General features: G+C 35.4%; 17 protein-coding genes. 4 read left to right on the top strand and 13 right to left on the bottom strand.

Annotated features, from left to right (window positions below; genetic code table 11):
• The first annotated feature begins 136 nt into the window (after positions 1-136).
• The 3 genes from J2Z26_RS05290 (at position 137) to yfbR (ending at position 1,500) form a co-directional block, all read left to right on the top strand.
• A complete protein-coding gene (locus J2Z26_RS05290) occupies positions 137-394 on the top strand; it encodes a DUF2642 domain-containing protein (protein ID WP_227413701.1) in 258 nt (85 codons plus the stop codon).
• Between the two features lie 29 nt (positions 395-423).
• On the top strand, positions 424-687 hold the full coding sequence (locus J2Z26_RS05285; RefSeq protein WP_193536242.1) for a DUF2642 domain-containing protein: 264 nt from the start codon (positions 424-426) through the stop codon (positions 685-687).
• Positions 688-918: 231 nt separating this feature from the next.
• Positions 919-1,500, top strand: a complete 582-nt coding sequence (gene yfbR / locus J2Z26_RS05280) for a 5'-deoxynucleotidase (RefSeq protein ID WP_193536240.1) — start codon at positions 919-921, stop codon at positions 1,498-1,500.
• A gap of 81 nt (positions 1,501-1,581) precedes the next feature.
• On the opposite strand, the gene J2Z26_RS05275 is transcribed toward yfbR, so the two are convergent.
• The 11 genes from J2Z26_RS05275 to J2Z26_RS05225 form a co-directional block, all read right to left on the bottom strand.
• A complete protein-coding gene (locus J2Z26_RS05275) occupies positions 1,582-1,986 on the bottom strand; it encodes a hypothetical protein (RefSeq protein ID WP_193536238.1) in 405 nt (134 codons plus the stop codon).
• Between the two features lie 25 nt (positions 1,987-2,011).
• On the bottom strand, positions 2,012-2,872 hold the full coding sequence (locus J2Z26_RS05270) for an SDR family oxidoreductase (protein ID WP_193536236.1): 861 nt from the start codon (positions 2,870-2,872) through the stop codon (positions 2,012-2,014).
• Positions 2,873-2,973: 101 nt separating this feature from the next.
• Positions 2,974-3,540, bottom strand: coding sequence for a TetR/AcrR family transcriptional regulator (locus J2Z26_RS05265; protein WP_193536234.1), 567 nt, complete (start codon positions 3,538-3,540; stop codon positions 2,974-2,976).
• A 97-nt stretch (positions 3,541-3,637) separates the two neighbouring features.
• Complete coding sequence (locus J2Z26_RS05260) at positions 3,638-4,432, bottom strand: inositol monophosphatase family protein (RefSeq protein ID WP_193536232.1); 795 nt, start codon at positions 4,430-4,432, stop codon at positions 3,638-3,640.
• A gap of 177 nt (positions 4,433-4,609) precedes the next feature.
• Positions 4,610-5,716 carry a DUF4145 domain-containing protein gene (locus tag J2Z26_RS05255; RefSeq protein WP_193536230.1) on the bottom strand — a complete coding sequence of 369 codons (1,107 nt, stop codon included), beginning with the start codon at positions 5,714-5,716 and terminating at the stop codon, positions 4,610-4,612.
• A 98-nt stretch (positions 5,717-5,814) separates the two neighbouring features.
• The gene (locus J2Z26_RS05250) at positions 5,815-6,435 is read right to left on the bottom strand and encodes a hypothetical protein (RefSeq protein ID WP_193536228.1); all 621 of its coding nucleotides are present in this window, start codon (positions 6,433-6,435) and stop codon (positions 5,815-5,817) included.
• Positions 6,436-6,492: 57 nt separating this feature from the next.
• Positions 6,493-7,230, bottom strand: coding sequence for an SIR2 family NAD-dependent protein deacylase (locus J2Z26_RS05245; protein ID WP_193536226.1), 738 nt, complete (start codon positions 7,228-7,230; stop codon positions 6,493-6,495).
• 129 nt (positions 7,231-7,359) lie between these two features.
• Entirely contained in the window at positions 7,360-8,091 is a 732-nt protein-coding gene (locus J2Z26_RS05240; protein WP_233459429.1) for an alpha/beta fold hydrolase, read from the bottom strand.
• 27 nt (positions 8,092-8,118) lie between these two features.
• Positions 8,119-8,574: an SRPBCC family protein gene (locus J2Z26_RS05235; RefSeq protein ID WP_193536224.1), complete on the bottom strand. Its 456-nt coding sequence runs from the start codon at positions 8,572-8,574 to the stop codon at positions 8,119-8,121.
• 75 nt (positions 8,575-8,649) lie between these two features.
• A complete protein-coding gene (locus J2Z26_RS05230; RefSeq protein ID WP_193536222.1) occupies positions 8,650-9,423 on the bottom strand; it encodes an MBL fold metallo-hydrolase in 774 nt (257 codons plus the stop codon).
• A gap of 126 nt (positions 9,424-9,549) precedes the next feature.
• Positions 9,550-10,827 (bottom strand): ATP-binding protein, encoded by a 1,278-nt coding sequence (locus tag J2Z26_RS05225; RefSeq protein ID WP_193536220.1) that lies wholly within the window; start codon positions 10,825-10,827, stop codon positions 9,550-9,552.
• 441 nt (positions 10,828-11,268) lie between these two features.
• On the opposite strand from J2Z26_RS05225, the gene J2Z26_RS22260 reads away from it, so the two are divergent.
• Positions 11,269-11,403 (top strand): hypothetical protein, encoded by a 135-nt coding sequence (locus tag J2Z26_RS22260; RefSeq protein ID WP_264467098.1) that lies wholly within the window; start codon positions 11,269-11,271, stop codon positions 11,401-11,403.
• Between the two features lie 51 nt (positions 11,404-11,454).
• Here the strand turns inward: J2Z26_RS22260 and J2Z26_RS05220 are convergent, their stop codons facing one another.
• Positions 11,455-12,117: a DNA alkylation repair protein gene (locus J2Z26_RS05220; protein ID WP_193536218.1), complete on the bottom strand. Its 663-nt coding sequence runs from the start codon at positions 12,115-12,117 to the stop codon at positions 11,455-11,457.
• Between the two features lie 61 nt (positions 12,118-12,178).
• Positions 12,179-13,138, bottom strand: a complete 960-nt coding sequence (locus J2Z26_RS05215) for a carbohydrate kinase family protein (RefSeq protein ID WP_193536215.1) — start codon at positions 13,136-13,138, stop codon at positions 12,179-12,181.
• Between the last annotated feature and the right edge of the window lie 20 nt (positions 13,139-13,158).

Genomic DNA, 13,158 nt, shown 5'->3' with positions numbered 1-13,158 from the left:
AAACAAGAACATGTTAATATAACATGTTCTTGTTTTGCTAAATAATGCTTAAATTAGGTAAATAACCAGGGCAAAATCCCATATAACCGCATAAATTGTGAAAGTATTGCAAATAGATGATGGAGGTAAACCAAAAATGAATAACATGTATAACCATATGAATCAACCAATGCATATGCAACCTACTATGCAACCAAAACAAGTTGTAGTGGTAGAGCCATTTGTGTATGCAACAGTTAGCACCCTTGTAGGAAAAAGAGCAGTAATTGAAACATCTAGAGGCAACTTATCAGGGACAGTGATAGATGTTAAACCTGATCATATAGTACTCCAAGAACGTGATTCCACCTTTTTTTTACGTTTATGTGAAGTTATTTGGATCATGCCAGAATAGCAAATTCCATCAAACAAGGAGAAAACAATATGAATAATATGTATCCTCTAGTCCGGCAGCCAATGCAATCAATGTCTATGTTGCAGCCAGAACAGGTTGTAGTGGTTGAGCCATTCGTATATTCTGCTACTTGTTCGCTAGTAGGTAAACCTGTTGTCCTTGAAACAACAAGAGGTAGATTAACAGGAGTAGTAATGGATGTTAAACCTGATCATTTAGTTATCAAGGAACGAGATTCTACGTTCTTTGTACGTTTATGTAAAGTGGTCTGGATTATGCCTGACATAAATTAAAGGTTAAAGTAACCTGATTCAGAGATAAAACTTTACTTCTCAACTAGAGAAATGTAAAGTTTTTACATAATGTCGTTCAAACCAAAACCATTTAAATATAAATATCATTGTGCTTTTATTTAAACACCAATTGAATACACCACTAGTAAGAAGAAAAACTAATAACTTGCGTATTTAAAACCTATCATTTAAACTTTTTTCTATGCTTGTTTTAAGTAAGGAAGTGGATATATGGAAAGTCATTTATTAGCCAATTTATATCGGTTAAGGTACATTGAACGCTGGAGCTTAATGAGAAATGTGATGAAGGAGAATGTAGCTGAACACTCCTTTCATGTATCTGTCTTAACACATTGTCTCTGCTCAATCGCAAATGTTGTATTTAATAAAGAAGTGAATACAGAAAGAGCCGTCACTTTATCTCTCTTTCATGACGTTACAGAAGTTTTTACTGGTGATATACCGACTCCAGTCAAGCACCATAATCGTGATATTCTAAAGAATTTTAGAGATATTGAGGAATTGGCTGCAGAAAAATTAACTAGTCAAGCTCCTGAAGAATTAAGAGAAGTCTATAGAGATGTAATACAAAAACAGGCTGAGGAAGAGCTGTCACGATATATAAAAGCCGCAGATCTTTTGGATGCATACTTAAAGTGTGCAACTGAATTATCCGCTGGAAACAGAGAGTTTGTTGTAGCAAAAAAACAAATAGAGGAAAAAATAAACAGCTTAAACATGCCTGAGGTGGAATACTTTCTAACCCACCTCGCACCGAGCTTTGAAAAAACGTTAGATGAAATTTCGGAGTAGGAAGAACTCTAGGTTGCTCTCATTATTATTATGTCATATTCAATGTAAAAGGACAGGTTTTAATCACCTGTCCTGTTTTATTCATTCTGATTTTTCTTTTGAAAGTTTTGGCACCAAATAGATTGCTAGACCACTTACAATTAAATGTAGGATATGAGCAGTTACCTTATATTGCGCATCTAAACTTGCCTCTGCCGTGTAGGTGTTGTACAAAAAACCTAGCAAGACAATAATTGAAAACCAAAGCACTGGTTTCTTCGTATACTTTTGAAAAAAGTAAAACAAGATCGCTCCTATAAGCAGTGAGATAGAAGTTGCAAAAGAAATAAAAACAATATAAAGTGTATCACGATTTTGCCCAACAAAAGAAATATCATGACCAAAAAGTAAACCCATAATTAGAAACAACACATTTGCAATTAACAGTATAAGAACACCAGCTAAAATACCTGTTTTAACATAAGACATAAAATTCTTCTTAAACATTCTACCCTCTCCCTTAACATAGTTTCTACTTCCATTCCTCTTGAAAATCCTTCGCGTACTGTTCAAAAGTAATAGGCTTTCGTTTTAGAATTTTTTCAACATCATCTGTTGTCTTTTCGGCCGTACCTAAACGAGTTAGAACATAAAGCATGGTCATGACATTTGCATATTCCTTTTTAATTCCTCTCTTTATGATTGTTTTTCGAAACTCTAATACTCCGGGATTTTTATATTCTATTTCTCTTCCTAAAGTTTTTGATAGTATAGTAGCCACTTCATGATAGTCAATGGATTCTGCTCCTGTTAACGTATATTTTCCACCTAAATGACCTGGTTCAGTTAAACAAACGGTAGCAACAGCAGCAATGTCTCTTGTATCAATAAAACTAGTCTTTGCCTTCCCTACTGGCATAAATAATTCATTACGTAACGCAATATCATCACGATGGGTAGTATTTAAGTTCTGCATAAAAAAACCTGGTCGTAAGAAGGTATATTCTATTCCAGAGGCAACTATCATATCCTCTATTTTCCGATGAGGTACAACTGGGTTGTTCTCAACTCCCATTAAAGATACAAAAACAATTTCCTCAATACCTTTTTCACTGAGTTTATCGATAAAATGTTTCATATCTTTCTTTGGGTTTGCAAGCTGTGGAGGACGGATCAAAAATACCTTCTTCACTCCATCTAGTGCTTGATCATATGTTGATGGATCTAAGAAATCGAATCTTACCATGTCAACTTCATACTGTGAAAAAACTTCTTTATCTTTATTAACATTTCTTAATGCAACACGAACCCTCTCATTCTTTGCAGAAAGTTCTTTCACAACATAATATCCAATATTTCCTGTTGCACCGGTAACTAGTATGGCTGGTTTCATAATGGGCACTTCCCTTCAGTATAAAACTCAAGATAATAGACCAGTCTATATAATAATATGTCGATAAAAAGGCTATACATTCAATTTGCATAGCCTAAAGATTAAGACAGTAATTTCGGGATATGACGAGCTACCTTTCTTAAAGGATCACTGTTCTGTTGCAATAATACATTAATAAAAGCACCCTCGATCATTGCATTAATGACTAGACCCACTTCTTGTGCATCTTCTTTGTTATAACCGCCTGAGATTAATTTATCTGCAAAAACGTTATGCCACATTTCATAGGAGTTCAGACAAGATTGCCTAAGAACTTCACTCGTATGAGCTGTTTCAAGTGCTACAGCCGCAACTGGAAGACCCTGTTTGACATCACTTTTTTCGTAATCATCAGCTAAGTTGTTAATAAATGTTTGTATAGCTGTAATAGGGTCGTCGCTACACTGTAATCCTTCTCTAATACGATTGGCAACAAGAATCGAAGTACTTTCTACTGCTTCACTTGCCAACTGCTCCTTTCCCTCAGGAAAGTAATAGTACAATGAGCCTTTTGGTGCACCACTTTCTTTTGTAATCTGATTTAAACCTGTTGCATGATAACCTTGTGTTTGAAACAAGATGGACGATGTTTCTATGATTTTATCCTTGGATGATTTTTTAGTACTCAAAAGACTTCACCTCAAATTATACCAACTGGTCTATATACAGATTATCACGTAATTTATCTCCTGTCACGTGTGAACTTTGTGAATTTTTCTCGAATAACTAATCAGTATAGATGGATAGAAGCTCTTGATGGATACTTGGATGAGCAGCCAATATACTGCCACTTTCTTTAAATGAAACAGATGTTCCATCTAACCTCGTAATGACTCCACCTGCTTCTTTTAAAACAATAACTCCTCCAGCATAATCCCATGCACTTAACATTGGTGCAACATATGCACTAAGTGTACCCTTGGCAATTTCACATAAACTAATAGCTGCACCCCCAACTAAGCGAAGGCCCCTCGTGGTTTTGTAGATATGTAACAGACTTGGATGGATGGCATCCTTCTTCCTTGTATCTTCCCAAAACATTGTTGATGAGACAAGGGCTTCTTTGAACAACATTGGCTTATCTAGGCTTAACTTCTCACCATTCACATATGCCCCATGGTCTTTTTCTGCAAAATATAACTCATTCATTGAAGGATTATAGACGACTCCAATTACTCCTATCCCTTTATGTACAATTCCTACAGAAATGCCGTAATACGGAAAGTTATGTATAAAATTCGTTGTTCCATCAATCGGATCAATAATCCACTGCGTGTCGAAGTGAGAAACATTCGTCTCAAACACCCCTTCTTCGCCAACGATCCCATGACTAGGGTATCTCTCTACTATTTTGTCCACTAAAAACCTCTCAACTGCACTATCAACTACAGTAACTAAATCCGCATGATTCTTTTTTTCCTCAAAGTCTAAAGAATCGTTTCTTAACTTTAACAGCAATAGACCCGCTTCACTTACGATCCCTGATGCAAATTGACCAAGTTCCTTAATATCTAAATCCATGAACGCTAGCCTCCCTTTGTCATCTTAAATATAACAATACTACAAAGGAACAGGTATTCACAATCGACAAGTACGTGGCATTTGTCGAATCAGTATGTTTCCACACACAAAAACTATTCGACATTTGCCGCGCATTTGTCGAATACAAAAAAGACAAGGAACTCTCCCCCTTGTCCACTACTTCTGCTTCAATTGTTCAAAAAATCTTCCAATGTTAACAACACCAACGTTTTTATATTTACCTAAAATCACTAGTTCCATCGGCAATTGCCCAACTTTATAGATTTGTTCCTCGTTAAGCTGTTTAATAAGGCTTGGCACTCCCTTAAATTCTTCTGTGGTAAGTGGGACTTGCTTAAGTTCCTCAGTCAGAATAAAATGTTCAGCCTTATAAAATAGGAACAGTTCTCCTTGACGCTGTAGTTTAATCTTTCTCCGAATCTTTTCTTCCTCGATGAAGACTTTTAATTCATTAAACAATTGTTCATCGTTCTTTTCATTAAAGCGTTTTACATGAGTATAGAGACCTTCTAAATTACTAGGAAGTTCACTCATAATTCGAGCCTGTTGCTCTGCGCCAAGACGAATTAGAAACGTCTCTGATTTTTCAAACCGTTGTGGAAGTAAGAATGCGTCTCGTAAAAAGTAAGGAATATCTAATGTTTCACCCTTATAGGAAATGGTCCTGATTTTTGTAAATCCAGGTTCTTCAAATGTTATCGACTCTTCTGTCGTCGTTGCTGCCACTTCAGCTTCAGATGAATTTGAATTCGTTTCCTTCTGCATTGATACAATTAATAATTGTTCAAGTGTTTTCAAACGCACTTCTAGTTCACTAATGTCATAGGCTTGTTCTTTTGGTGCTGATGGATCTTGATAATCAGGTACTTTAATTGAAAGAGGTGCGTATACCTCAATGTACCATTTAACCACTTTGTATAGCTCTTCCCAAGACAACAGTGCTTCTGAGTAGCGGAACATTCTCGCATCATGCGAAGCTTGGTTACCTGCTTTTCGAATATTGTGCAATGCATCACGAATATCTGCTGTTAAAATACCATCATTCTCTAGCATTTGAAGTCGATCTTTTAACGTTATTGTAGGATGTTCTTTCATATTTTCATAGGCCATCACGTTAATTAAGATGTTTTCAACAAACACTCTAGCATGTGTTAACATCGTTCTAGGACTAGAAAAAATACTAGATTCAAGCTCCCTTGCAAGAAGGGCTAGTTCCTTTGATAATGGCTCTAGAAACTGATAAAAATAAGGTGTATTCTTCATGTATGGTTCCTCCGAGGGCGTAGTCAAGTAGATACCTATTTTACCATACAGTCCCGTTAATCGTATCTTTATAAAATCTGTTAATTTGTGGTTTACATTTAGACTAGTAAACTCCGTAATTCTTCTTCAGAATAATTCCCTTCTATTCCAGGCTTAGATATAAAATAATTGTAAATTTCCTCATTAGAATAATTTATTTTCAATCCTTTGATAATCGTACTTAAATAGGCATGTGAGGGCTTGTTTAATTCCACTTGATTTATATCCCAAGGTGCTGTAAACGTAAAGACTGCATATCCTTTACTTTCGCCTAAGTATAGAATGGTTCCATACCAAGATTTGCGAAGAGTTTTAATGCCTTTTTCTTTTATATCCCCAAGGTCTATATCAAGTTCAATACCACTATTCTCTTGCTTCACTACATCGAAGAATTGTTCAGTAGTAATTAGATATTTCTTACTGTACGTAATATCCTCACTTTTATTGTGCCCGATGAAAGCGACACCTTGGTTGTTCCATCTCCCTGCCTCTTTTGCAAAATAAAGTGGATGATTCATCGTAAAGGTGTCTTCTTCAATTGGAAGAGTGTTATCCCTACACCCTACTTCTACCTCAGACGAACCAACTGGCTGTCCTCCCTTTATATAACATAAAAAACGGTCTACATTTATATTTGAACCATAGCTTGCATACCAGACATACTCTTTTTCTCTATTCATTTCTTTTCCCCCTTATTATGATAGTAAAGTAGTTCGAAAATTGGTCGATATACCCCTTCATAAATTCAATAACTCATTCACTTGCTTCAATATCTTTCCCGCTTTACCCTCTATAGTTAAGTCAAATTGAGTAGCATGGTAGTCAATTTCAGCATTGATATACACTTTTCTCCCATTGGTCATACTAGGTAGTTCACTAGCAGGATACACTTCAAGACTTGTTCCGATAACAATAACAAGATCAGATTTTCTTATATGGCTCATTGCTGTATTCCAACTTTCTTCAGGAAGTGTTTCTCCAAATAAAACCACTCCTGGACGAAGCTTCCCTCCACAAGAATGACAACTTTCTTTATCTAAGAAGTGATCTATAGAGTCTGGAGTTGAGCACTTATCACAACGAATTTTATGAATTGAACCATGGAGTTCATATACAGATTCATTGCCTGCAGCAATGTGATATCCGTCTACATTTTGTGTGGCTATAGCTTGGATTAGCCCTCTACCTTCCCATGCAGACAGTATTTTATGTCCTTTATGGGGAGAACATTTTTCAAGCCCCCTAATTCGCATACTATAAAATTCATGAAATAAATCATAATCTCTTTTAAGTGCCTTAGTTGTAGCCACCGTTCTAGGATCAATATTATTCCACCATCCACTTTTCGAACGAAAGTCTGGAATATTCGATTCTGTAGACATCCCAGCCCCAGTAAGAACCGTTGTATGTCTAGCCTCTTTAAGCCATGATGCTAAAATAGCTACTCCATCTGAAGAGTTATCTTTCACTTTCATGTTTTCCCCCTTCCTTTTTAACCAAATAACTTATATAAAAACACCTACTTTTGATATTAGTAGGTGTCCAAGTTGATAGGATATTAATGTATAAATATATCATAAACATTATTTGCATCTAATCACAAATTATTCTATACCTTCCATAAACAATTCTGTTGTCTGAATAAAAGTTTCTTCATCTGGTTCAAAAAGGTTATGATCATGTCCTACAAATACTTCTACCTGCGCATGTGGGATTTTATCTTGATATTTTTTAACATCGTCTTCCGATAAAACAGCACCTAATTTACCGCCACGAATAATAAGGACTGGGCACTTAATCTTACTTAATTCATCCCAAAATGGTACAAGATAAGACTCTTGTTGAAGTCCACGTAAAGCATCTTTACTCATTCTTTGTTTTAACGCTTTCCCTCTCCAAGGTGGTAATGAAGAAAAAAAGTACACCCATCCTTCAGGGAGTTGAGTATGCACTGCTGGATAATCTCCTATGATGAGACCTTTTAAAGCTTTTGTATTTTGGAGCGCGTATCCAATTGCATAGGAAACTCCTCTTGAAAAGCCCATCAAAACATACTCATTTAATTTAAGATGAGTAATCACTGAATCAATATCTGCAATGTGGTCTTCTAGAGTGTATCCAGTTTTAGGAGAATCACTCTTGCCACGACCTCTAAGTGTGATCACAACACAATGTCTAGGAGCAAGCTTTTCCAGGACTGATATATAGTCCTCTGCACTTTCTGAAAGTCCCGGAACAATAACGAGAGGCGTAGTTTCTTTTAGATGACTGTTTATCTCTAAGTAATGGATTTTTGTACCATTGTGATCAACCCTGTATTCACTATACTCCATCATTACTGCACTTCCTTTCATAAAAAAATTTTATATGTTCTCTTCCTCCTTATCTTTCTTTTCTAACAGCTTCTTCAAACGATCTAAATGATCTGAATCCTCCGTTTTAATAATCCGTTCAAACATTGGTTTAAAAAAAAAGCTTTTGATACCCTTCGGACGAAGGATTCCATTAAACTCTATTGTTGTTCCTTCTCCATTTGGTCTAAGTGTGTATTGGTATTCTACGGTATAACCATTCACTTCATTTTTGAAGGCATATGTTTCATTGAGTGTATAAGCTAATACAGTTAGTGTACTTGTAATTTCTCTTCCTCTAATTTCTTTAACCTCTTTAATTTCTGTGCCTTCTTGTATAGGACCTTCTGTTACTTTCTCTGTTTTAACAACATAATCGTATATATCGGGTGCATTTTTTGTATCTGTCATAAACTCGAATACCTTTTCTAAAGGCACATCAATTGTTGTTTCTAGTTTAAATGCCATAACATTCTCTCCTTGAATATACTACTGCTTTTTATAAGATAATACCTTTGATTCACTATAAAGGCAAAATCTTTTCTACAATCCCTGAATAATGGAATTCACTGTATGAATTGGTGAGTTTTCCAAAAAGGAAGCATACTGAATTGGTCCGTTTTTCGGAAACAAGTCTTTTCGAATTTGTTTTACCGAATTGCCTCTATGATAAGCATGTATAACCTGTTCTTGAAGACCTAATAGATAGTCCCGTTTCTGCTCTAAAAGTTTTCGTCCACCTTGTATATATCCACGATGCGAGCAATACACATCCTTGAAACGGTACTTTAATGTCTTATCTATAGAACGAATGATTTCTGGTACGGATTCAAAAGAAAAATTAGACGTCGGAGCATGATGCAAATACAGATCTCCTGTAAAACAGATGCCCTTCTCTTCATCAATCAAAACAATATGATCCTCTGCATGACCAGGTGTATGAACAATTTTGAGAAGATGTGATGTAGTTTGTACGTAAGAACTCTCTAAGGCTTGCGGATGAAAGGGTTTGCGATTGTGCCAGACTACCGCTCTGTACAATGGTAGTTTTGTAGCTTTTTCACAATGTTTTACTCCAAGAGGATGAATCCACTGTGGAATGTTGTAATTGTTCTCAATCCACGGACTATTCCCTGTATGATCTTCATGATGGTGGGTGTGAATGACTTGTTTTATCGTTAATTCTTTAAAAATCCTACGGACTTCCTGACCAACACTACTTGGTCCGGTATCGAGTAGAATGTCATCAATTTGAAAGAGGTACACCCTCATCTTAGTACCTATATTGTTGGTCGTAAGTTTAAAAGCTTGTATCAAAACATTTCATCTTCTTTCTATTTAACTAGCTAATTAAAAGTGTACTACAAATTATTTTTATTTTGTAAAAAAATTCTATATTTACATAATAAAAAAACGGACAGCATCAAATACTGTCCACTAATTCTAATTTATTGGTCCTACTATTTCTTTTTCTGGAAAAGTTAATACGTATTTTGTTCCTTTACCTACTTCACTATCAATCTCAATTTCCCCATCCATCTTTTTAATTATAGCATAGGAAACCATCGTTCCGAGTCCGGTTCCTTTTTCCTTGGAAGAATAAAATGGTGTTCCTAGTCTTTTCAGTTGTTGAGGTGACATCCCTTGACCGTTATCACGAATATAAATCGTATTGGTTTTACCCAGTTTTTTTAGTTCAATTTCTAGTATTCCACCTTCTTGCATAGCCTCAATTCCATTTTTGCAAAGATTAATCAGTGCTTGCCTAAGCTTGTTCCGATCTCCAACAATATACATATCACTTTCATCAGGTGAACTTGTTTTTATTTCTATGTTATTAAAACTTGCGTAGGTAAATAGAACATTAGAAAGATAACGAACTTCTTCCTGAAGGTCTATATTTTCAACCACGTCTATCGTGGGCTTTGCAAGTGATAGATAATCACTAATGATTAAATCTGCCCGATTTAGTTCCTCTAGACAGATTTGTTTAAATTCTTCCTTTTTGCTTTTATCTAAATGATCTTCAGCAAACAGTTGAATGAATCCCTTCACAGTAGTCAATGGATTCCTAATTTCATGAGCTACAGAAGCGGCCATTTCACTTACCATTTTTAACTTTTCACTTCTATATATTTCTTCCTCCATATAATAATAATGATTTAACTTCTCAAGCAAATAAACGCAAAAACCAATAATTATCCCCTGGACGATATACGTTTGAAGTGTTTCTCTAAGACTACTAATTAACAAGTCTAATTGACCTATAAATGATAGATAAAGTGAAAAGGTTAATATTTTCATTAAGGTACATAACACAACAGCCATGATGATTTTTTGATAGATCTTAATTGAATTAAATCTCTTAAGTGTCAGAAAAACAATGAATATCGTTGGTATTAATGAAATTGCGTATAAAAACGTGTTCGCATTACCCAGGATAAATCGATATATGATTAGTACACCAAATAAAACAACTGAAACAACTGGTCCACCATAAAGTGAGCCAACAATCACAGCAATGGACCTAAAATCATAAGTCAGCCCATTTACGTTAATGGGCAATGTCATAACAATAATTAAAATGACAGAAAAAAGAATGGTCAGAAGAAAACGGTAAAGGAAGACTCTATGCTTTATTTTATAGATATATGGGTAGAAAATTAATGGTGAAAAGATAAAGAAAATGTTTAAAATAAAATCCTTAAAAATTGTAACCATCTTTTTCCTCCGCTACGCTGAATAATTATTCTACTGTTGAGAATTAATTTCATCTCACAAGCATAATTATTCGACAACATTTTCATAATCCCTTCATAGCGAAAAAAATATTTAAACTTAAAACTTTCTTTCCAGATACCCATACGTACAAATATGACATGTTTTGTTATCTTTCCCCTTACACTGCTCACAAATATGAAATCCACATCGATCACAAACAAACCAAACGATTTCCCTCGGATATTCATCCTTACAATTTTGACAAGGAATATACGTAATCATTGTTCCAACCCCCAAAATAACAATTAAGCGTTATATCTAATATTTATACATGTCAGCTGGTTTTTAGACATTCTTCTATTTGTTTATTGTATAATTTTTCTAGACATTCTTGAAACTTAATGGTAACTAATTCGTCTTCTATAATGGAGGTGGATTAAAATGTCTTGGAACGCAGTCTTGTTTGGTGTTATCGCTGGTATTCTTTCATTTATTTTTATCGGTGGGGTAAGTGAATTAACAATAACAAATATTCTACTAGGTTTTATTGCAGGTAAACTAATGGATAAAAAATAAAGGAAAATGCATATCAAAACCCGCATAGGCAGCTCTATGCGGGTTTTACGTTCATACGTATTTACTACCCTCTCGGACACTTAATTTAGCTAGGGAATTCTGAGCAATAAATTGTCTTACAGAAGTAGGATTTGTCTTAGAGTATTCTCTCAGCGCCCAGCCGATGGCCTTTTGAATAAAGAATTCCTTGCTATTGGCATTTTTTAAAATATATCGATATAGCCTATCTTCATCTGTCTCAGCCTTATAGCGAAGCTGATATAGTATAGCTGTTCTACGAAGCCATAAGTGTTCATCAGTTACCCAACTTTCGATTGTTGGTGCAACTATTTCGGGGTACTCTTTAGCAATCTTTCCAACAGGATGTGCGGATAGAGTATCAACAGTATCCCACCATGATTTGGTCTTTATAAGCTTTTCCATTAGCGGCATATGAGTAGAGTTAACTTTTTTCAAAGATTTACTAATATAGTCTAAGGCCGCATATTGGTACTCTCTCTCTTCCTTCTCCCATAACTGCTCAACAAGAGTAGGTTTAAACGCTTCTTTTAAGATCCCTGTCTCTTTATAAAATAGCCTCATTAGCTCCCTTCTTAGTGGCGTTTTAATTCCGAGAAAGGGAAAATGATCTTTCATATATTTCTTCATTGGAAATGAATTTTCCTCATTGCGTTTTTCTTCAAATAAAATAACTAGAAAGCTTAGTTCGTTCATTGTCTAACCTCTATTCGAGCGTATTTCTAAAGCTCTCTTACTGATACATTTTTTCATTCAACTAACCTTCAACCTCTAATAAAGTCGGCAAAGCTGAAATCGCACCAACCTTTGTACAAACAATTGCACCCACCCGGTTACTAAATGACACTATCTCTTTTAACCGGTCAAAATCAGACAACAACTCAATTGGAGAATTTTCGGTTGAAAGTTGGTATAGAATCCCCCCAACAAACGCATCTCCTGCTCCAGTCGAATCAATGCTCTTAACCTTGATACTCGGCACCGTCACACTTTTTACTCTATTGGATAAATATGTTCCTTCTTGCCCCAAAGTTACTGCTACGACTTTTGCACCTAAGTCATGAAGCCTTTGAACAGCTTCTTCTATATCATTATAGCCAGTAATAATATCTAACTCTTCAAGACTCACCTTTACAAAATCTGCTAAAGATATACCCTCCCTAGCAATCGAGATAAAGCTATCTTTTGAACCTTTCCAAAGATCATCCCGAAAGTTCGGATCAAATGATACAAGTTTACCAGTCGATTTTGCCTGTTTCATAAGATTCAGGTAAGTTGACTTAAAAGGGTCGCCAAGAAGAGCTGTTGCTGACCCAAAATGAAAAATAGAAAATTCATCAAGCCTTGCTTCATAAATGTCTTCCTTTGTCATATAAGCATCTGCACCACGATTGAAAACAAAATCACGTTCTCCATCTTCCTTACGAGAGACAAAGGCTAAAGTAGTCGAATGATTTTCATCAAAAACAATCATTGAGGTATCAATACCCAAGTCATCTAATGTCTTTTTTAGAAAGTAACCAAAAGGGTCTTTACCAACCTTCCCGCTAAATACCGCATCGCCACCCAGTTTTACGATTGCAGCACAAACATTTGCAGGAGCACCACCTGCTTGTTTTTCAAATGTACGCCCTTCAATTAGATCAACATTGACATCCGTACAGAAAAAATCAATTAGAAGTTCACCTACACATAATACTTTCTGATTTGAACTCATTCCCCTAAACCTCTCCTCTT

The organism is Cytobacillus luteolus (assembly GCF_017873715.1).
Taxonomy (GTDB): Bacteria; Bacillota; Bacilli; order Bacillales; family Bacillaceae_L; genus Bacillus_BV; species Bacillus_BV luteola.
Note: the sequence above shows the minus strand (reverse complement) of the source record. Positions and strands in the feature narration are given on the sequence as shown.

Bases quoted from the DNA above. Each gene is read 5' to 3' on its own strand.
- J2Z26_RS05290 (WP_227413701.1), top strand. From the start codon at position 137: ATGAATAACATGTATAACCATATGAATCAACCAATGCATATGCAACCT.
- J2Z26_RS05245 (WP_193536226.1), bottom strand. From the start codon at position 7,230: ATGAAAGTGAAAGATAACTCTTCAGATGGAGTAGCTATTTTAGCATCA.
- J2Z26_RS22260 (WP_264467098.1), top strand. From the start codon at position 11,269: ATGTCTTGGAACGCAGTCTTGTTTGGTGTTATCGCTGGTATTCTTTCA.
- J2Z26_RS05240 (WP_233459429.1), bottom strand. From the start codon at position 8,091: ATGATGGAGTATAGTGAATACAGGGTTGATCACAATGGTACAAAAATC.
- J2Z26_RS05225 (WP_193536220.1), bottom strand. From the start codon at position 10,827: ATGGTTACAATTTTTAAGGATTTTATTTTAAACATTTTCTTTATCTTT.
- J2Z26_RS05255 (WP_193536230.1), bottom strand. From the start codon at position 5,716: ATGAAGAATACACCTTATTTTTATCAGTTTCTAGAGCCATTATCAAAG.
- J2Z26_RS05215 (WP_193536215.1), bottom strand. From the start codon at position 13,138: ATGAGTTCAAATCAGAAAGTATTATGTGTAGGTGAACTTCTAATTGAT.
- J2Z26_RS05285 (WP_193536242.1), top strand. From the start codon at position 424: ATGAATAATATGTATCCTCTAGTCCGGCAGCCAATGCAATCAATGTCT.
- J2Z26_RS05250 (WP_193536228.1), bottom strand. From the start codon at position 6,435: ATGAATAGAGAAAAAGAGTATGTCTGGTATGCAAGCTATGGTTCAAAT.
- J2Z26_RS05270 (WP_193536236.1), bottom strand. From the start codon at position 2,872: ATGAAACCAGCCATACTAGTTACCGGTGCAACAGGAAATATTGGATAT.
- J2Z26_RS05220 (WP_193536218.1), bottom strand. From the start codon at position 12,117: ATGAACGAACTAAGCTTTCTAGTTATTTTATTTGAAGAAAAACGCAAT.
- J2Z26_RS05260 (WP_193536232.1), bottom strand. From the start codon at position 4,432: ATGGATTTAGATATTAAGGAACTTGGTCAATTTGCATCAGGGATCGTA.
- yfbR (WP_193536240.1), top strand. From the start codon at position 919: ATGGAAAGTCATTTATTAGCCAATTTATATCGGTTAAGGTACATTGAA.
- J2Z26_RS05275 (WP_193536238.1), bottom strand. From the start codon at position 1,986: ATGTTTAAGAAGAATTTTATGTCTTATGTTAAAACAGGTATTTTAGCT.
- J2Z26_RS05235 (WP_193536224.1), bottom strand. From the start codon at position 8,574: ATGGCATTTAAACTAGAAACAACAATTGATGTGCCTTTAGAAAAGGTA.